Here is a 19,296-nt window from a genome sequence, read left to right as displayed (position 1 = left end):
ATTATAATTCATCGTTATATTTTGCAAACAAAAGTGGGAAGCGGACAACGTTATATTTGTCCGCTTTCACCTTTTAACATATGGAGCTGCTGTAAAAACCGTTTTGTTTTCAGCGAAAGACCTGAATATTCATCGTAATAAGCTGAAATGATCGTTTGTAGTTGTTGTTTCGTTTCTTGTTTGACAGCAATTTGGCCAATGCGAGACAAATCGACGTAGTAAAACAGGCGAAGTAATTTTAAAACCGATGGCGTCATCGGGATGCGGTGTGGATCGTGCTCAAAACAACGGTGACAAAGAAATCCTCCGTGTGCAATCGAAAAGGCAAACGTTCCTTCTTTTTCCCCACAAATAGCACAGCCATCTAACTTCGGATACAGTCCGAATGCCGGAAGCAATTTCATTTCATATATGTACGTTAATACTTCGGCATCGAGCCCTTCATTCATATACGTCAATGTTTGTAAAAGAAGTTCAAACAAATACGGATTTGGTCGTCTTTCTTCCGTTGCTTTATCTGTCAATTCAACAACGTATGAGGCGTATGCTGTTAAAAAAATGTCTTCGCGTATATGGCGCATCGTTGAAAGCAATTCCCCTTGATGTAAGCTTCCGACACCGCGACTTTTTTGAACGAGATATACGCCGTATGTAAATATTTGCGTAACAGAAGAAAGGCGGCTGCTTGGCTTTTTCGCTCCTCGTGCCATCGCAGCAACCTTTCCCCATTCGCGCGTAAATATCGTCACAATTTTATTCGTCTCTCCATAGTCAATCGTTCGAATAACAATGCCTTCACATTTTTCAAACATATAACATAACCTTCCAAAGTTAAAGGACGTGATAATCTCTTTCCGTTATATGATACGTGGAATCGTTGGCTTGCTCTTGCGTTTCGCGTTCTAGCTCCTTAAACAAAAGATACGTGTCAATATTCCCTGTTTGGCTGAACAGTTTCCAGGTAAAATCGAGCATCGAACCACACCTTTCTCTCGTTAGTTGACGGTGATTGAGCAGCTCACTTGTAGTTTGCCCTTTTTGCGCTGTCGCAATGTCTTTTAAAATTTTACAGCATTAATACTCATCTTCACGATAGCCAAGGTCTCGCAACTGTGCCATTTTATTGCGCCAATCTTTTTGTACTTTTACCCATAATTCTAAAAACACTTTTGAACCGAGTAGCGCCTCAATATCAGCGCGCGCACGTTGACCAATTTCCTTCAACATTTGACCGCGCTTGCCGATAATAATTCCCTTTTGCGAATCACGCTCAACGATAATGGTCGCTGCAACATATACCGTATCGCCATTTTCGCGCCGTTCAATCGAATCAATTACAACCGCAATCGAATGTGGCACTTCTTCTCGCGTCAAATGGAGCGCTTTTTCGCGAATGAACTCAGCAATAATAAATCGTTCAGGGTGATCCGTTATTTGATGCGCTGGATAATATTGCGGTCCTTCTGGCAAGTAATGTTTAATTTTCTGCAACAACGTTTCTACATTGTTGCCTTGCAACGCTGAAATAGGGATGACTTCGGCAAATGAATGGAGCGAGCGATATTGCTCAATGAGCGGCAATAAATCGTCCGGGTGCACTTCGTCAATTTTATTAATGACTAAAAACACCGGTGTTTGCACTTGTTTTAAACGTTCAATAATAAACTCATCACCGCGACCGAGCCCCTCGACAGCATTCACCATAAATAAAATTAAATCAACTTCTTGCAACGCGCTTTGCGCTACTTTTACCATAAAATCGCCAAGCTTATGTTTCGGTTTATGAATGCCCGGCGTATCAATAAAAACGATTTGCGCGTCATCTGTTGTGTACACACCTTGAATTTTATTGCGCGTCGTTTGCGGCTTATCGCTCATAATTGCAATTTTTTGACCGATGACGCGATTTAAAAATGTAGATTTTCCTACATTCGGTCTTCCGATAATTGCTACGAATCCTGATTTATATCCTTCTCGAACCATAAAAACCTCCATCGCATAAAATATGCTTGCTTTTTATTTTACCAAAATATGAGCGCAATTTCACTACTATTTATGAAAATGTAAAGAATTTTTAAAAAATACATACAGATAAGGAAGGAAAATGGAAAGCCCTATGATCACCGATATAAAAGCAAACACGAGTACAGCGCCAGCGGCTAAATCTTTCGCTTCTTTTGCTAACGGCCGATACTCATCTGTTACTAAATCAACCGCCCGCTCTATTGCGCTATTGACGATTTCTAAACTCATGACTGCTCCAATCGTCAAAAGCAACACGAGCCATTCCATTTTCGAGATACGAAACATCGCTGCAGCAACGATAACAGCAACCGTTGCCACGAGATGAATGCGCATATTTCGTTCATGGCAAACGGCAAGACGAATGCCATTTAGAGCATATAATACGCTAGCGACAAACCGCTTCCAACGCATCATCAATCATCTCGTTAAGCCAAATTGTTGTAATAGTTGTTCTTGTTTCGTAAACATCTCTTTTTCTTCTTCTTCTGTTTCATGATCATAGCCAAGCAAATGTAAAAAACCGTGTACAGCTAAAAAACCGAGTTCACGCATAAATGAATGACCGTATTGCTCCGCTTGCTCGCGTGCTTTCGGCACAGAAATAATAATATCCCCGAGCACAGGTGGAACATCTACACCGACAATTTCAATCTCTTCTTCGCCCATTTCTTCAAGGGCGAACGAAATGACATCTGTCGGCTGATCTTTTCCACGATAATCGCGATTTATTTCGCGAATTTTTTCATTGTCAACAAACGTAACGCTCACCTCTGCGCCATCTGGCACACGTTCTTCCTTTGCCGCATGTTGCAATAGTTTTTCAATCAGTTCTACTTGTTCTTCGGTCATCTCATTTGTTTCATCCATAAAATCAATCACTAACATAAAATCTCCCTCTTTCTTTTGTTAAAGTGCAAAAAGGACCCACATCAACATGGGTCACATTTACATTCCAGCATCTTCGTATGCAGCGATAATTTTGCCGACGAGTGGATGGCGTACAACATCAGCTTGCTCCAAAAAGACGAATGAAATTCCGCTTACATTCGTCAAAATGTCTTTTGCAATCGCAAGCCCAGAACGAACTCCTTTCGGTAAATCGACTTGTGAAATATCTCCCGTAATCACCATTTTCGAGCCGAAACCGAGACGTGTTAAAAACATTTTCATTTGCGAAGGCGTCGTATTTTGCGCCTCATCTAAAATGACAAACGCATCATCTAACGTTCGCCCGCGCATATATGCAAGCGGAGCAATTTCAATCGCACCGCGCTCAATTAATCGTTGGGTATGTTCATGACCAAGCACGTCATGAAGCGCATCATAAAGTGGGCGTAAATACGGATCGACTTTTTCCTTTAAATCCCCCGGCAAAAAGCCTAAATTTTCCCCTGCTTCCACAGCTGGACGCGTCAAAATAATTCGCTTAACTTGTCCGTTTTTTAACGCTTGTACAGCCATCACAACCGCTAAATACGTTTTTCCTGTTCCTGCTGGTCCAATGCCGAAAATTAAATCATGGCGCTGGATAGCGGAAACGTATTGACGCTGACCGAGCGTTTTAACACGAATCGCTTTCCCTTTTGCATTTTTTCCGATTTCTTCATTGTACAGTTCAATAAAGTAAGAAATCGTTCCATTTTTAGCCATTTGTAGCGCATAAAGCACATCACGCTCGCTAATGACAATGCCTTTGCGAATAACAAGCAACAAATGACGCAACAACTCATCAACAAGCTCAATATGTTGTTTGTTTCCTGACACGCTTACCGATTCGCCACGCGTCACAATCGAAACACCAAGTTCTTGTTCAATGCGTTTTAAATGAACATCGTGCGTACCGAACAAAGCGAGCGCTTCATCTGCATTTTGTACGTTAAGGTGAATCGTGACAAACTGTTCCGACATTCCTCAGTCTCCTTGAATAATTGGTTGTGGTATCGCAATGTTTTCAATGACTTGGTAATGCATTTCTACTTTTACTTTACCATTCTCCTTCGCCTCATGCAAAACTTTTTCACCTTGAATGTTCGCATCCGCAGGTAGTTGTCGCTGTAACTGCTCGCGCGCAATTTGTTTCGCTACCGCTTTTGCTTGTTCGTACGAATACTCACGAACAGCTACTTCTTTTTCACGCCACACGACTTTTTCATAAACAATCGGTAACGTCCATGTGAAAAAGCGAAACGTTTTTTCATCTACTTGTTTTTCAAATTGTGAAAACTGCTCTTCATGATCCCAAAAAATCGGAATTTTCCACGACCAAAAACGAACGTAATGTGTTTCACGCTTTTTTCCCGTCAACATATAAAACGTCGTTTTCATCGGAACAGCAACAGTAGACTTGTACCATGTCTCGCCTAAAATTTGACCGCGCGCTGGCACGATCTCTGTTTGCCCTTCTTTTCCAATAAAACCGGAAACGAGCAATTGCCCCGGAACGACATGATCATTCACTTCTACAACCGCCTGACCTTGTTCAACAAACATGTACGTAATGACTGCTTTTTTCTTCGCAACAAGATGCTGGGGGGTATTCGATTTCGTTTCTGTTGGCCGCTTTTTTTCAACGACTTGACAATATAACGTCGTTCCACGCCACTCCACACCAATCCACGTAATCGCGTCTATATTGTTCATTACCGTTCGCTGAATCGTCTCAGGAGACGGAATGACAAATTGCAATGCACCGCGCTCAACCCCTATTTTTTTCAACTGCTGCCTAACAGTATGTTCGACTTCTGGATTCGCCCCTGTGACTTCAATACGCCAAATCATGTTAGATAATATAAACACGATACATATAAATGTAACGACTCCGACAACGATACCGCTATTTTTCCACGATGCTTTTAACCAAAACGGCGCACCTCGTCGATCGAGAACATATAATTTACAACCGCTTTTTCTCATCGCTCCTCGCACATGATGAATATCGCGAAGGAGCATATGGCATGTTAGCGAATCGTCCCGCTCTCGCCTGACGTTCCATACATATATCCCACGGCGTGTAAATTCATTTAATAACCGCTCTAATCCTTTTCCAACGATACGTACCCGTAAATTTCCAGTTAACTGATACATCCATTCGTTTTTCACACCCGCCCCCCCTATTCTTCCAAATATAAAACTTGACTAATTTTCCCCTCGAGCAAAATTTCTTCTGGCAAAATAGTTTTAATGGTAAACGATTCCCCTTTGACAAGCAACTGCCCGTTTTTCAGCAACAAGCGCAATTCGCGATCTGTAAACAAAAGCAAACCGCGATGATTTTCTATGTAGATATGAATATGTCCAATCATCGTAATACGGGGGAGGTCAGCGACAACATCCGCAGGCAGTTCCATTTGATTCGTTAGCCATTGTCGCATTTTGTTTTTCCATTTTCTGATCATAAACAAAACCCCCTTTCATCTCATATGTATGAGTGAAATGGGGGTTATAGCACTTATTTTCTACCGAACGGACGCTTTGCCCGCGGTGGACCGAGCACTTCTGAAAAAATTACACCTTGTACGAGCGGGTGTTTAGGTAATTGTTTCCTCTCCACTCGTTGCTCTTCCGTTCGTTGTGACACAATCATTTGCTCTTTTTCTTTCTTCACTGGGCGTCTTGTTCGTGGTTCCTCTTCGGTCATAACGACTGTCGGCTTTTGTTCTTGTTGTTGTTTTTCAACTGTTTCTTCTGTCATTTTTATTCGTTTTCCAACCCACGAAACAAACGCCGCGAAAACAAAGACAAAAAATATGTTATTAAGGAGCCACTCAATTAGCGCCATCATGTATTCCTCACTTTTTCTCGTCATCCGGATGTTTTGTCAATTTCCCAATGGAATCACGCATGTTCGTATCTGCCATAATGTTTTTTAAGTTCATGTAATCCATCACACCAAGTTTACCGGAACGGAGCGCTTCCGCCATCGCAAGCGGCACTTGCGCTTCCGCTTCCACAACTTTCGCCTGCATTTCTTGCACGCGCGCTTTCATTTCTTGTTCAAGCGCAACTGCCATCGCCCGACGTTCTTCCGCTTTCGCTTGGGCAATCTTTTTATCTGCTTCCGCTTGGTCTGTTTGCAATTCAGCACCAATGTTTTTCCCGATATCAATATCAGCAATGTCGATGGATAAAATCTCAAACGCCGTTCCTGAGTCTAGCCCTTTTGCTAATACGGTTTGTGAAATCATATCTGGATTTTCAAGTACTTTTTTATGATCGTCCTGGGACCCGATCGTAGAAACAATCCCTTCCCCTACACGTGCAATAATCGTTTCTTCTCCCGCACCACCAACTAATCGATCAATATTCGCACGTACAGTGATGCGTGCTTTCGCTTTCACTTCAATACCGTCCATCGCTACACCAGAAATAAACGGTGTTTCAATGACTTTTGGATTGACGCTCATTTGTACCGCTTCTAATACGTTTCGACCAGCTAAATCAATTGCCGCACAACGTTCAAACGTTAAATTAATATTCGCTCGCTGCGCAGCAATTAACGCATTAACGACACGGTCGACATTTCCTCCCGCTAAATAATGGCTTTCTAATTGGTTCGTTGTGACATCAAGCCCTGCTTTTTTTGCCTTAATTAACGGATTAATGACACGCGATGGAATGACGCGACGCAACCGCATCCCAATGAGGGTAAAAATGCTAATTGGCACACCCGAAGCAAGTGCGGAAATCCAAAGCATAACGGGAACGAACGAAAAAAATACAGCTAGCAACACAAGCCCTAACGCAAGCGCAATAATAAATAAAAGTTGATCCGGTGTCATACGATTTCCTCCTCTTTTTTACATTCTCGAACGACAACTTTTAACCCATCTACATCAACAACTTCAATCGGACGATGTCGTTCAATATATTCCCCTTCTGTGACGACATCTACACGTTCGTCATCAATGAGCGCCGTTCCTGCTGGCCGCAATACAGTGATTGCCACTCCGCACTTTCCGATTAAATCAACGCGCGCTTCATGAGACACATACCCTTCTTCATTCCGTTGTTCATCAGTAAGCACGATTTTTTCAAAAAGCGCCATCTTTTTTTTGCTCACTCGACTGAGCCATATGCCCATCATAATCGCACTCACGACAGCTACGGCTAATGACACTGTAACGAACGGGGAATGTTTTGCGGCTAAAAATAAGCTCCAGACGAGCGTACCAAGCCCGAAAAAGCCAATGACTCCTCCCGGCACAAACAACTCAATGACTAACAAAATAAGGCCAATCGCAAACAACATCATCGCCCCAACGGTTGTTAAACCAGCTACTAAATGCGATGAGAAAAAAAGTAAAAAACAAATGATGCTTACAGTTCCTTTCCATCCCCAACGCGCATCGTACAGTTGCCAAACGAACGTGACGCTGCCGGCAATTAACAAAAGCGCGGCGAGAAATGGATGGGTGAAAACAACAATTGGACCGGCCATGCTTTTTCCTCCCTTCACACTTATTATGTACGTATGAAAGAAGAAAAAGTTTCAAAAATCAAAAAAACACCTTACGATATCGTAAGGTGTTTTTAGCTTAAATGTTGTTGAACAAGCTTGTTGACGAGCGAGCCGTCCGCTTTTCCTTTCACTTTCGGCATGATCGCTCCCATTACTTTACCCATATCCGCTTTTGAGGAAGCGCCGACTTCGGCAATCGTTTCTTTGACGATTTGCACTAGCTCTTCTTCGCTCAACTGCTTCGGCATGTAAAGTTCAAGAACCGTAATCTCTTCCTTGACTTTATCAACAAGGTCTGTGCGACCAGCTTTTTCAAATTCTTGGAGGGAGTCTTTACGCTGTTTTAATTCGCGAGAAAGTACGGTTAATTCTTCATCTTCGGTCAACGTTTTGCCAAGTTTAATCGCTTCGTTTTGCAAAGCGGATTTCACCATGCGAATGACCGACAATTTGTCCTTCTCTTTGTTTTTCATCGCTTGCTTCATATCATTGTTCAAACGTTCGAGAAGACTCATAAATACACCCTCTTTTAATATTTGCGCTTTCTAGCCGCTTCAGACTTTTTCTTACGTCTTACGCTTGGCTTTTCATAGAATTCGCGCTTTCTTGCTTCTTGCAACGTACCTGTTTTTGAAACCGCACGTTTGAAGCGACGAAGAGCATCTTCAAGCGACTCGTTTTTACGAACGATCGTTTTCGACATCCTACTTCCCTCCCTCCGAACAAAACCGCTAATCCTTGGTACATGTGGAACATGTACTTTCAAAGTATAATATAACCAAGTTCATAAGTCAACTTCTTTTTATGAGCTTAACCGAACGATCTCATGATGATCATTTATCACGCGCACAAATTCCCCTTCATTATACGGATAACCTGCTTTTGTAATTTTCACTTTAACAAGTTGACCGACCATCTCTTCTGTTGCTGGGAATTTTACTTTTAAGTAGTTGTCCGTATAGCCAACATATAAGCCGCTTGTTGGATCTTCTTTGTACAGCTCTTCTGGAATAACTTCAAGCACTTGTCCTTCAAACTTCGATGCATACTCTTTCGCTAGCTGATCAGAAAGTGTAATTAAGCGATGAACGCGCTCATTTTTCACTTCCTCATCTACTTGATCTGGCATTCTTGCTGCTGGCGTGCCTGTCCGCTTCGAATATGGGAAAACATGCAATTCAGAAAAACGTTGTTCACGAATAAACGTATATGTCTCCATAAATTCTTCTTCCGTCTCACTCGGGAAGCCGACAATGACGTCGGACGTAACAGCTAAATCTGGAAATACTTCACGCAAACGCGCTAACCGTTCCGCAAAAAATTCCGTTGTATATTTGCGACGCATCCGCTTCAATACCGTATTTGAACCCGATTGCAACGGAATGTGTAAATGGCGGACAATTTTATCAGATTGTTTCAATACCTCGATCACTTCATCGGTAATTTGGCTCGCTTCAATCGACGAAATACGCAATCGTTTTAATCCTTTCACTTGCTCATCAATATCGCGCAACAACATGGCGAAATTATAGTCTTTCATATCTTCACCATATCCGCCTGTATGAATGCCTGTTAGGACAATTTCTTTATAGCCTGCGTCAACGAGTTGTTGCGCTTGGCGAATGACTTCTTTCGGATCGCGTGAACGCATTAAGCCACGCGCCCATGGAATAATACAAAATGTACAAAAGTTATTGCATCCTTCTTGGATTTTAAGCGATGCGCGCGTTCGATCTGTAAATGCAGGCACATCCAATTCTTCATATACGCGCGTTTTCATAATGTTGCGCACACCGTTAATCGGCTCACGCTGTTGTTTAAACTGCTCGATGTACTCTAAAATTTTTCCGCGATCTTGTGTGCCGATGACGATATCGACACCTGGAATAGCCATCACTTCCGCTGGAGAAGTTTGCGCATAACAACCTGTTACACAAACGACCGCATCTGGATTGCGACGCACTGCACGCCGAATGACTTGGCGGCTTTTTTTATCGCCTGTATTCGTGACTGTACATGTATTAATAACATATACATCGGCATGGCTTTCAAAATCTTTTCGCTCATATCCTGCTTGTTTAAACAATTGCCAAATCGCTTCTGTTTCGTAATGATTTACTTTGCATCCTAACGTATGAAATGCAACCGTTGGCATATATATCACCTCACTTAAGTTCCCATTCATAAGACGCCGCTGACAACGCATATAACGGTGCCGTTTCCGCTCGTAAAATGCGCGGTCCAAGACTACATGTCATGAAACTATGTTGTTTTAATAACGTCACTTCTTGCTCGGATAAACCGCCTTCTGGTCCAAAAACAAGAAGAAGTGACTCACCTTCATTCATCGTTTGAAGAAGGTGGGCAAGTACACTGTGCCTTCCTTCTTTCGCTTCTTCTTCGTAAGCGATACATGTATAATCCATGTCGTTCGCCCACGCAATGAGTTCACGAATCGTCATCGGAGCATAAACAGACGGCATATATGCCCGGTGAGATTGTTCAGCTGCTTCTTTCACAATTTTTTGCCAACGTTCCACTTTTTTATCGCCTTTTTTCTCGTCCCATTTGACAATCGAACGGGATGTGATGAGCGGAAGGAAGCCTCTCGCTCCAAGCTCTGTTCCTTTTTGTAAAACGAGTTCGTATTTATCTCCTTTTAACAGTCCGCTTGCGACATAAATGTGCACAGGCAGTTCAACATTTGCCTCTATCCATTGTATAATACGGCATCGGACAAAATCATTGGAAATTTGTTCGATCTCACAAAGCATCGTTTCACTACGCTCATTACAACAAAGAAGACGATCACCTTCATTCATGCGCATGACCCGCCCAATATGATGGACGTCGTCGCCAGAAATCATGATGTGATCGCCAACGATTTGCTCGTTACGTACGAAATATCGTTGCAACGCGAACACCCTTTTTATTGTTTTTTCGCAATAAATGCGATCCAATCTTCCATCGTTAACGTTTCTTCAATTGTGAAACCAGCGCGAAGAAGACCTTCTTTCACTTCTTGTTTTTTCGTTTGAATAATGCCCGATGTAATAAATACGCCTCCCGAACGCAACAAACGATACGCATCATCGACAAAACGAAGAATAATTTCAGCTAAAATGTTCGCAACGATGACATCTGCTTGCTCATCGACTCGATCAAGTAAATTGTTTTGCGAAACGGCGACGACATCGTGCACTTTATTTAACTTCACGTTCAATTTTGCACTTTCTACTGCGACAGGATCTAAATCGAGCGCATGAACGCGTTTCGCTCCTAACATCGCAGCAGCAATACTTAAAATGCCTGAACCCGTACCGACATCGACGACCGTATCGCCTTCTTTGACCGTCTTTTCAAGCGCTTGAATACACATTACTGTCGTCGGGTGCGTCCCTGTGCCGAACGCCATGCCTGGATCTAATTCAATAATTAATTCGTCGCTTGAAACGGGTTCATACGTTTCCCATGTCGGAACGATCGTAAATCGCTCAGAAATTTTGACCGGATTGTAATACTTTTTCCACGCTGTCGCCCATTCCTCTTCGTTCACTTCGCTAATCGTAATTTTGTTTCGTCCAATATCGATGTTATATAACATTAAATTGTTAATCGCCTGTTTAATTTCTTCGACTGTTTCACCTAAAAAGCTATTTACCGGCAAATACGCTTTAATAATAACTCCTTCTTCGGGGTAATCGTCAGGATTGAGTTGGTAGATTTCCCCGTAAGTCGTTTCTCGTTCTTTCGTTAATTCAAACGGATCTTCAATGACGACGCCACCCGCACCTGCTTCGTGTAAAATATTTGAAATCGCCTCGACCGCTTCGTGTGTTGTATGAATGCTTATTTCAGACCATTTCATGATCTACCAACTCCTCCTTCACGTTACTCCCCTTTAAATGCTCGCTTCACTTTCGCAAAAAAACTATCTTCTTGTCCATTCCCTTGACTGAGTTGTTCAAACTCACGCAACAATTGTTTTTGACGTTCGGTTAACTTCGTTGGTGTGACAACACGAACGCGAATATGTTGGTCTCCTTTTCCATATCCATGCACATTCGGTACGCCTTTTCCTTTTAAACGGAATTTCGTACCTGTTTGCGTACCTGCTGGAATTTTCAATTTCACTTTTCCATACAACGTCGGTACTTCAATATCCGCACCAAGCGCGGCTTGCGTAAACGTAATTGGCATTTCACAATAAATATCATCGCCATCACGTTCAAAAAACTCATGCGGTTCGACATAGAAAACGATGTACAAATCTCCAGGCGGTCCACCGTTTATTCCTCGTTCACCTTGACCTGCTAAGCGCAATTGTTGACCGTCATCGACACCGGCAGGAATTTTGACGTGAATTTTTTTCCGTTTTTTCACACGACCTGTTCCATGACATGTCGAACATTTTTCTTTAATAAAGTGTCCTGTGCCACCGCAATGATGACACGGGCGACGATTTACGATGCGACCAAACGGCGTCGCTTGTTCAATCGTTAATTGACCTGTACCGTGACAATGTGCGCACGTTTCTTTTTTCGTTCCTGGCTTCGCTCCAGAACCATGGCACGTATCGCACGTGTCTTCACGTGGAATTTCAATGTCCGTTTCTTTTCCAAAAACCGCTTCTTCAAATGTAAGTCTCATCGTATATTGCAAATCTGCCCCTGCACGCGGCGCGTTCGGATCACGTCGACGCCCACCGCCAAAAAAGCTACTAAAAATATCTTCAAAGCCGCCAAACCCACCGAAGTCAAAATCAGCCCCGCCAAATCCACCAAACTGTTGATTCGGATCCGTATGGCCGAATTGATCATAGTGGGCACGCTTTTGGTCATCGCTTAACACTTCGTATGCTTCTTTAATTTCTTTAAACTTTTCAGCTGCATCGGGCGCTTTGTTAATATCTGGATGATACTGTTTTGATAACTTTCGATATGCTTTTTTAATTTCTTCTTTTGTTGCGTTTTTACTCACGCCGAGCACTTCATAGTAGTCTCGTTTACTCATGATCACCCACTCCCGACTCGTTCACATGAACGTAATTTTATCATTGTCTGAACTTGTTGCGCAATATATTTGATGTTTCCATAGCAAAAAAGTCAAAGCCAAGGCAGGCCTGACTTTGACTTTTTGTTTGTTTACTTATCTTCTTTCACTTCTTCAAATTCCGCATCGACGACGTTGTCGTCTTTTTTGCCTTCGCTTTGTTGTGCTTGCGCTTGTTTAGCCGCTTGCTCGTATAGCTTAACAGAAAGCTGTTGCACAACTTCTTGCAACGCGTTTTTCTTCGCGCGAATGTCTTCGATATCTTTGCCCTCAAGCGCTGCTTTTAATGCATCTTTTGCTTCTTGCGCTTTTTTCACATCCGCTTCGTCTACTTTTCCTTCTAATTCTTTTAGCGTTTTTTCTGTTGTGAAAATGAGATGGTCTGCTTCGTTGCGAAGTTCCACTTCTTCTTTTCGCTTCCGGTCTGCTTCTGCATTTTCCTCTGCTTCTTTAATCATGCGTTGAATTTCTTCTTCAGACAAACCAGAAGAAGATTTAATTGTAATCGATTGCTCTTTATTTGTACCTAAGTCTTTCGCGCGCACATGCACAATACCGTTTGCGTCAATGTCAAATGTCACTTCAATTTGCGGTACACCGCGCGGAGCTGGCGGAATGTCTGTTAATTGGAAGCGACCGAGCGTTTTGTTATCGGCAGCCATCGGACGTTCACCTTGTAAAACGTGAATGTCTACAGCCGTTTGGTTATCTGCTGCCGTTGTGAAAATTTGCGACTTGCTTGTCGGAATAGTTGTATTGCGTTCAATTAATTTTGTAAAGACGCCACCCATCGTTTCAATACCGAGCGAAAGTGGTGTCACGTCTAATAATACGACGTCTTTTACGTCCCCTGCGATTACTCCACCTTGAATCGCTGCACCGATCGCAACAACTTCATCTGGGTTTACCCCTTTATGAGGCTCTTTGCCAATTTCTTTTTTAATCGCTTCTTGAACAGCCGGGATGCGCGTTGAACCACCAACAAGAATGACTTTGTCGATATCTGCAGGCGTCAATCCAGCGTCTTTTAACGCTTGACGAACAGGTCCCATCGTGCGCTCAACTAAGTGCGCCGATAATTCTTCAAATTTTGCGCGCGTTAACGTCATTTCTAAGTGAAGTGGACCGTTTTCATTTGCGCTAATAAACGGCAATGAAATTTGCGTTTGCATCACGCCAGAAAGCTCTTTTTTCGCTTTTTCTGCCGCGTCTTTTAAACGTTGCAACGCCATTTTATCTTTTGATAAATCGATGCCATGTTCTTTTTTGAACTCCTCAACTAAATAATCAATAATGACTTGGTCAAAGTCGTCACCACCGAGGTGGTTGTCACCAGCCGTCGCTTTGACTTCGAATACGCCATCACCTAACTCAAGAATCGATACGTCAAACGTACCTCCACCAAGGTCGTATACGAGAATCGTTTGATCTTCGTCCATTTTATCTAATCCGTATGCTAACGCAGCCGCTGTTGGCTCGTTAATGATGCGCTCGACTTCTAAACCAGCGATGCGGCCAGCATCTTTTGTCGCTTGACGTTGCGCATCGTTAAAGTAAGCTGGAACAGTAATCACGGCACGTGTGACAGGTTCACCTAAGTACGCTTCCGCATATGATTTTAAGTATTGCAAAATCATCGCAGAAATTTGTTGTGGTGTATATTCTTTTCCTTCTACTTGTACTTTATAGTCTGTACCCATATGGCGTTTAATCGAAATGATTGTGTTTGGGTTCGTAATCGCTTGACGTTTTGCGACTTCGCCGACTAAACGCTCACCGTTTTTAAACGCAACGACAGATGGTGTCGTGCGACCTCCTTCTGGGTTTGGAATAACTTTTGGCTCGCCGCCTTCTAACACAGCGACGCAAGAGTTTGTTGTGCCTAAGTCAATGCCGATAATTTTGCTCATACGTAATCCCTCCTCATTGATTTACTTTGACCATTGCTGGACGAATGACACGATCTTTTAATTTGTAGCCTTTTTGGAATTCTTCCACAACTGTATTTGGCTCATAATTTTGATCATCCACTTGCATCACTGCTTGGTGCACATGCGGGTCGAACGGTTTTCCAACCGATTCAATGACTTCGACCCCTTCTTTTTTGAGCGCTTCAACTAATGAGCGATAAACCATTTCCATTCCTTGCAATAACGACTTTGCTTTTTCATCTTCTACTTGCACTTGTAACGCGCGTTCAAAGTTATCTAAAATCGGCAACAAATCGGAAACTAAACTTTGCGCGCGGTATTTTTCAGCAGCTTCCATATCTAAACGCACACGGCGACGATAGTTGTCAAAATCGGCATGCAGGCGAAGTAAACGATTTTCTGTTTCTGCTAACTTCGCTTCCAATTGAGCAATTTTTTCATATGCAAGCGCTAGCTCATCTTGCTCTTCTTGTTGTGTTTCTTCACTTTGCGCTTGCTCCTCTTGCGCTTGCTCGTCTTGTACGTCTTCCAATTGTTCAACCGTTTCATCATATGTACGCTGTTCTTTCTCCATCTTCTCACCTCCCTCAAGCACTTGAAAAGCGGATGGGGAAATTCCCCATCCATAATATTGACATCGCTAATCTTTTTGATACCACACCGATAACACCTTCGACAAATCCGTCGCAACAAGGTTTAATAGTGAAATGACGCGCGAATATTCCATACGAGTCGGTCCAAGAACAGCAATCGTACCAAGCTTTTCTCCATCGACAGAATATGTCGCTGTAATTAAACTGCAGTTTTCCATTCCTTCTACATCGTTTTCTGTGCCGATTTTCACTTGAATGCCTTGTTGCTTATGCTTTCTTAACAAACGATAAAACTCTTTTTCTTGTTCAATGACATTCAGCAATGCGCGAAGCTTATCGATGTCGCTAAACTCCGGTTGACGAAGCATGTTCATTTTTCCGCTTAAAAACATTTGCGCAGGCGCGTTTAAATCTAAAGAAGACGAAATCATTCGCAACATGTGGTCGTAGCTTTGGATATGTTCGCGAAGCACGTGCGCAACTTCTGTTTGAATTTTATCTGTTAAATCTTCTAAAGGTACACCTGTCAACCGCTCGTTTAAAATGTTAACCATCTTTTCGACGTCTGATGGCGGAATAGACGGTGGGAGCGTCACGACGTGCTTTTCTACATACCCCGTATCCGTCACAATAATGGCAACGGCTGTTTCTGCATTTAGCGGAACGATTTGAATCGTTTTTAATTTATGTTCTTTCACCGAAGGACCGAGAACAACGGTTGTATAGTTCGTCAAGTCCGATAAAATTTGCGCCGATTTTTCAATGAGCTTTTCTAATTCATATATTTGTTCATGGAAAATGGACTGGATCGTTTGTACATCTTTTTGTGTTAACTGGACAGGTCGCAATAAATGGTCAACGTAATAACGATATCCTTTTTGAGAAGGAACGCGACCAGAGGAAATATGCGTCTTTTCAATAAAACCTAGCTCCTCTAAGTCCGCCATCTCGTTACGAATCGTTGCTGAACTAAACGTAATTTGCTCTTTTTTCGATAACGTTCGTGAACCAACAGGTTGCCCAGAACGAATAAAATCATCGACAATAATTTTTAAAATTAACAATTGGCGATCTGTTAGCAACGCTCATCACCTCTGTTAGCACTCTAATGAAGCGAGTGCTAAATCTACTATTAAGGTATCAAATTGCACTTGTCGTGTCAAGATGAAACGCCAAGAAACGATTGAAATACTTCATTTCCAAGCAATTTGCCGCGATGAGTAAGGAAAATTGCTTCCTCTGTCTCTTCAAGCAATCCGTTTTGTTTTTGCAAGGCAATGGCTTCACCGAACACGTCATGCACCGTTTTTCCATATCGCATGAAAAATTCATTTTTATTAACCCCTTCGATTTTTCGTAAACCAAGAAACATATGCTCTTCCATTTGCTCTTCTTTTGACACAACATGCGTGTCCACATGTGGCAACTGCCCGTGCTCAATGAGCTGTATATATTTTTTAATCGGTCCAGCGTTTACATGTCTTATGCCGTTCATATAGCTATGAGCACCTGCGCCAAATCCGTAGTAATCGTCGTTATTCCAATATGTCATATTATGACGGCTATCAAACCCTTTTTGAGCATAATTACTTAGTTCATATTGTTTATATCCATGTTGCTCCATCTGTTCCATAATCATTTCATACATATATGCTTCTTCTTCTTGACTTGGCAACGGCAACGTCTGTCTTTTCATTAAGTTGTAAAATACTGTTTTTGGCTCAATAATGAGCGAGTAGGCAGACACATGTTGAATCGGCAGCGAAAACGTCACACGTAACGTTTCTTTTAGATGGTCGATCGTTTGTGTCGGCAATCCGTACATTAAATCGATATTTATATTATGAAAGCCGAGCTTGCGCGCGCGCTCAATCGTCTCGATCGCTGTTTCTTTCGTATGGGTACGTCCGATGCGTTGGAGCAGTTCACGATCGAACGTTTGCACGCCAAAACTGAGGCGGTTCACTCCCCACTGCTTAAGCACGTATAACTGTTCATCGCTCACTTCATCCGGATTCGCTTCAACGGTGAACTCGACATCAGAAGCGAGCGAAACGATGCGGTGAATGGCACGCAATAATCGATCGAGCTGTTTGGTGGTCAGCGACGTCGGTGTTCCTCCTCCGATAAATACCGTTTGCAATTGCGATGTCGGAACACGTTCAAACGTCCGTTCCATTTCGATAATTAACGCATCGATATAAGCGTCAACCGGTTGCTGATGTAAAAATACTTTATTGAAATCACAATAATGACAAATGTGCGTACAAAACGGAATATGAATATATGCTGCTTGAATCATTTGCTTCACCCTTTTCTATGCAAAAAACCGCAGAAACATTCTGCGGTTTATTTTTGATCGTCCATCTTTAACACAGCCATAAACGCTTCTTGCGGCACTTCAACGGAGCCGACTTGTTTCATGCGCTTTTTCCCTTCTTTTTGCTTCTCAAGCAACTTTCGCTTACGAGAAATGTCTCCACCGTAACATTTCGCTAATACGTTTTTGCGCAACGCTTTAATTGTTGAACGCGCAATAATTTTATTGCCGATGGCAGCTTGCACAGGTACTTCGAACTGTTGGCGCGGAATTAAATCTTTTAACTTTTCAACGATAACTTTTCCGCGATCGTATGCTGAGTCGCGATGGACGATAAACGATAAAGCGTCGACTTTTTCACCGTTTAATAAAATGTCCATTTTTACAAGTTTAGACGGCTTATAGCCAATCAACTCGTAGTCAAACGATGCGTATCCTTTCGTGCTCGATTTTAAAATGTCAAAGAAGTCGTATACAATTTCAGCAAGCGGCAATTCATATGTGAGCGTCACGCGCCGCTCGTCTAAATATTGCATATCGCCAAAAATGCCGCGTTTCTTTTGGCATAGTTCCATGACAGGACCGACGAAATCGTTCGGTACCATAATCGTTGCTCTCACGTACGGCTCTTCGACGCGGTCAATTTTTTGTGGATCTGGCATGTTTGACGGGTTATCGACCGCTAACTCTGTTCCGTCCGTTAAATACACTTTATAGATAACGCTTGGCGCTGTCGCAATAATATCAATGTTAAACTCGCGCTCTAAACGCTCTTGAATAATTTCCATATGCAAAAGACCTAAAAAGCCGCATCGGAAACCGAAACCGAGCGCTTGGGACGTCTCTGGTTCAAACTGCAACGCCGCATCGTTTAACTGAAGCTTTTCTAACGCCTCGCGCAAATCGTTGTACCGTGCTGTATCGATTGGATACAAGCCGCAAAACACCATCGGATTTAAACGACGATATCCTGGAAGCGGTTCGCTTGCCGGATTGTCCGCATGCGTAATCGTATCCCCGACGCGCGTATCACTTACGTTTTTAATCGATGCCGTTAAGTAGCCCACATCGCCAACGGTCAATTCGTCAACGATTTTCGCCTTCGGTGTAAATACCCCAACTTCAACGACTTCAAATTCTTTTCCTGTCGCCATCATTTTAATTTTTTGGCCCGCTTTCACCGTTCCTTCGACAACGCGGATGTATGCGACAACGCCGCGATACGGGTCATAAAGCGAGTCGAAAATAAGCGCTTTAAGCGGGGCATCTGGATCTCCAGATGGGGCAGGAATTTTTTGAACGATTTGCTCTAAAATTTCATCAATTCCAATGCCAACCTTCGCTGATGCTAATACAGCTTCTGATGCGTCAAGACCGATCACATCTTCAATTTCTTGGCGAACACGCTCAGGGTCCGCACTCGGTAAGTCAATTTTATTAATGACCGGCAAAATTTCTAAATTGTTATCAATCGCTAAATATACGTTAGCAAGCGTTTGTGCTTCAATGCCTTGCGCCGCGTCAACGACTAAAATCGCTCCTTCACACGCCGCTAAACTACGCGACACTTCGTACGTAAAGTCGACGTGACCAGGTGTATCAATTAAATGTAAAATGTAATCTTCTCCATCTTTCGCTTTGTAATGAAGTTGAACTGCATTTAATTTAATCGTAATGCCGCGCTCGCGCTCTAACTCCATCGAATCGAGCGCTTGTTCTTTCATTTCGCGTTCAGATAGCGCACCCGTCTTTTCAAGAATGCGGTCGGCAAGCGTAGATTTGCCATGGTCGATATGTGCAATAATCGAAAAGTTGCGAATGCGATCCCTTCTTTTTAATCTTTCTTCACGATTCATCTATGTTCCACTCCTATAATTTCCGAAATACGCTAGCTTTGATTATAGCAACAACGTTTGC

22 protein-coding genes are annotated in these 19,296 nt (G+C 42.7%); all 22 read right to left on the bottom strand.

The annotated features are described in order from the left end of the window. Positions 1-50: 50 nt before the first annotated feature. The 22 genes from recO to lepA all read right to left on the bottom strand — a co-directional run bounded on the left by recO (position 51) and on the right by lepA (position 19,235). Positions 51-812: a DNA repair protein RecO gene (gene recO, locus JV16_RS03435; protein ID WP_021095104.1), complete on the bottom strand. Its 762-nt coding sequence runs from the start codon at positions 810-812 to the stop codon at positions 51-53. Between the two features lie 19 nt (positions 813-831). Then, the gene (locus JV16_RS15095) at positions 832-975 is read right to left on the bottom strand and encodes a YqzL family protein (RefSeq protein ID WP_021095105.1); all 144 of its coding nucleotides are present in this window, start codon (positions 973-975) and stop codon (positions 832-834) included. 99 nt (positions 976-1,074) lie between these two features. Continuing rightward, entirely contained in the window at positions 1,075-1,983 is a 909-nt protein-coding gene (gene era, locus JV16_RS03430; RefSeq protein WP_042534255.1) for a GTPase Era, read from the bottom strand. A 66-nt stretch (positions 1,984-2,049) separates the two neighbouring features. Then, positions 2,050-2,436: a diacylglycerol kinase family protein gene (locus JV16_RS03425; RefSeq protein WP_042534253.1), complete on the bottom strand. Its 387-nt coding sequence runs from the start codon at positions 2,434-2,436 to the stop codon at positions 2,050-2,052. Positions 2,437-2,442: 6 nt separating this feature from the next. Next, complete coding sequence (gene ybeY, locus JV16_RS03420; protein ID WP_021095107.1) at positions 2,443-2,910, bottom strand: rRNA maturation RNase YbeY; 468 nt, start codon at positions 2,908-2,910, stop codon at positions 2,443-2,445. A 60-nt stretch (positions 2,911-2,970) separates the two neighbouring features. Next, a complete protein-coding gene (locus JV16_RS03415) occupies positions 2,971-3,933 on the bottom strand; it encodes a PhoH family protein (RefSeq protein WP_042534251.1) in 963 nt (320 codons plus the stop codon). A gap of 3 nt (positions 3,934-3,936) precedes the next feature. After that, positions 3,937-5,124, bottom strand: a complete 1,188-nt coding sequence (gene yqfD / locus JV16_RS03410) for a sporulation protein YqfD (protein ID WP_042534249.1) — start codon at positions 5,122-5,124, stop codon at positions 3,937-3,939. A gap of 11 nt (positions 5,125-5,135) precedes the next feature. Then, entirely contained in the window at positions 5,136-5,420 is a 285-nt protein-coding gene (yqfC, locus tag JV16_RS03405) for a sporulation protein YqfC (protein ID WP_021095110.1), read from the bottom strand. A gap of 53 nt (positions 5,421-5,473) precedes the next feature. Beyond that, entirely contained in the window at positions 5,474-5,806 is a 333-nt protein-coding gene (locus JV16_RS03400; protein ID WP_035063273.1) for a hypothetical protein, read from the bottom strand. 7 nt (positions 5,807-5,813) lie between these two features. Next, positions 5,814-6,803, bottom strand: a complete 990-nt coding sequence (floA, locus tag JV16_RS03395; RefSeq protein WP_042534247.1) for a flotillin-like protein FloA — start codon at positions 6,801-6,803, stop codon at positions 5,814-5,816. Beyond that, positions 6,800-7,462, bottom strand: a complete 663-nt coding sequence (locus tag JV16_RS03390) for an NfeD family protein (RefSeq protein WP_021095113.1) — start codon at positions 7,460-7,462, stop codon at positions 6,800-6,802. The genes floA and JV16_RS03390 overlap by 4 nt, the downstream gene beginning before the upstream one ends. Before the next feature lie 92 nt (positions 7,463-7,554). Then, positions 7,555-7,998 (bottom strand): GatB/YqeY domain-containing protein, encoded by a 444-nt coding sequence (locus tag JV16_RS03385; RefSeq protein ID WP_003393899.1) that lies wholly within the window; start codon positions 7,996-7,998, stop codon positions 7,555-7,557. Positions 7,999-8,012: 14 nt separating this feature from the next. Beyond that, positions 8,013-8,186, bottom strand: coding sequence for a 30S ribosomal protein S21 (rpsU, locus tag JV16_RS03380; RefSeq protein ID WP_003393897.1), 174 nt, complete (start codon positions 8,184-8,186; stop codon positions 8,013-8,015). Between the two features lie 99 nt (positions 8,187-8,285). Further along, the gene (gene mtaB, locus JV16_RS03375; protein ID WP_021095114.1) at positions 8,286-9,638 is read right to left on the bottom strand and encodes a tRNA (N(6)-L-threonylcarbamoyladenosine(37)-C(2))-methylthiotransferase MtaB; all 1,353 of its coding nucleotides are present in this window, start codon (positions 9,636-9,638) and stop codon (positions 8,286-8,288) included. Positions 9,639-9,648: 10 nt separating this feature from the next. Further along, complete coding sequence (locus JV16_RS03370; RefSeq protein ID WP_042534245.1) at positions 9,649-10,398, bottom strand: 16S rRNA (uracil(1498)-N(3))-methyltransferase; 750 nt, start codon at positions 10,396-10,398, stop codon at positions 9,649-9,651. Between the two features lie 14 nt (positions 10,399-10,412). Beyond that, positions 10,413-11,351, bottom strand: coding sequence for a 50S ribosomal protein L11 methyltransferase (gene prmA, locus JV16_RS03365; protein WP_021095116.1), 939 nt, complete (start codon positions 11,349-11,351; stop codon positions 10,413-10,415). Positions 11,352-11,374: 23 nt separating this feature from the next. After that, positions 11,375-12,496, bottom strand: a complete 1,122-nt coding sequence (gene dnaJ / locus JV16_RS03360) for a molecular chaperone DnaJ (RefSeq protein ID WP_021095117.1) — start codon at positions 12,494-12,496, stop codon at positions 11,375-11,377. Positions 12,497-12,627: 131 nt separating this feature from the next. Beyond that, on the bottom strand, positions 12,628-14,445 hold the full coding sequence (dnaK, locus tag JV16_RS03355) for a molecular chaperone DnaK (protein WP_019416888.1): 1,818 nt from the start codon (positions 14,443-14,445) through the stop codon (positions 12,628-12,630). A 13-nt stretch (positions 14,446-14,458) separates the two neighbouring features. Further along, positions 14,459-15,040, bottom strand: coding sequence for a nucleotide exchange factor GrpE (gene grpE, locus JV16_RS03350; protein ID WP_042534243.1), 582 nt, complete (start codon positions 15,038-15,040; stop codon positions 14,459-14,461). A 66-nt stretch (positions 15,041-15,106) separates the two neighbouring features. Next, the gene (hrcA, locus tag JV16_RS03345) at positions 15,107-16,141 is read right to left on the bottom strand and encodes a heat-inducible transcriptional repressor HrcA (RefSeq protein WP_021095119.1); all 1,035 of its coding nucleotides are present in this window, start codon (positions 16,139-16,141) and stop codon (positions 15,107-15,109) included. Positions 16,142-16,218: 77 nt separating this feature from the next. Then, positions 16,219-17,361: a radical SAM family heme chaperone HemW gene (gene hemW / locus JV16_RS03340; protein ID WP_021095120.1), complete on the bottom strand. Its 1,143-nt coding sequence runs from the start codon at positions 17,359-17,361 to the stop codon at positions 16,219-16,221. Between the two features lie 47 nt (positions 17,362-17,408). Then, complete coding sequence (gene lepA / locus JV16_RS03335) at positions 17,409-19,235, bottom strand: translation elongation factor 4 (protein ID WP_021095121.1); 1,827 nt, start codon at positions 19,233-19,235, stop codon at positions 17,409-17,411. Positions 19,236-19,296: the final 61 nt, after the last annotated feature.

It is taken from the genome of Anoxybacillus ayderensis (genome assembly GCF_000833605.1).
GTDB lineage: Bacteria > Bacillota > Bacilli > Bacillales > Anoxybacillaceae > Anoxybacillus > Anoxybacillus ayderensis.
The sequence above is the reverse complement of the archived record's forward strand: the minus strand, read 5'-3'. Positions and strand labels throughout refer to the sequence as shown.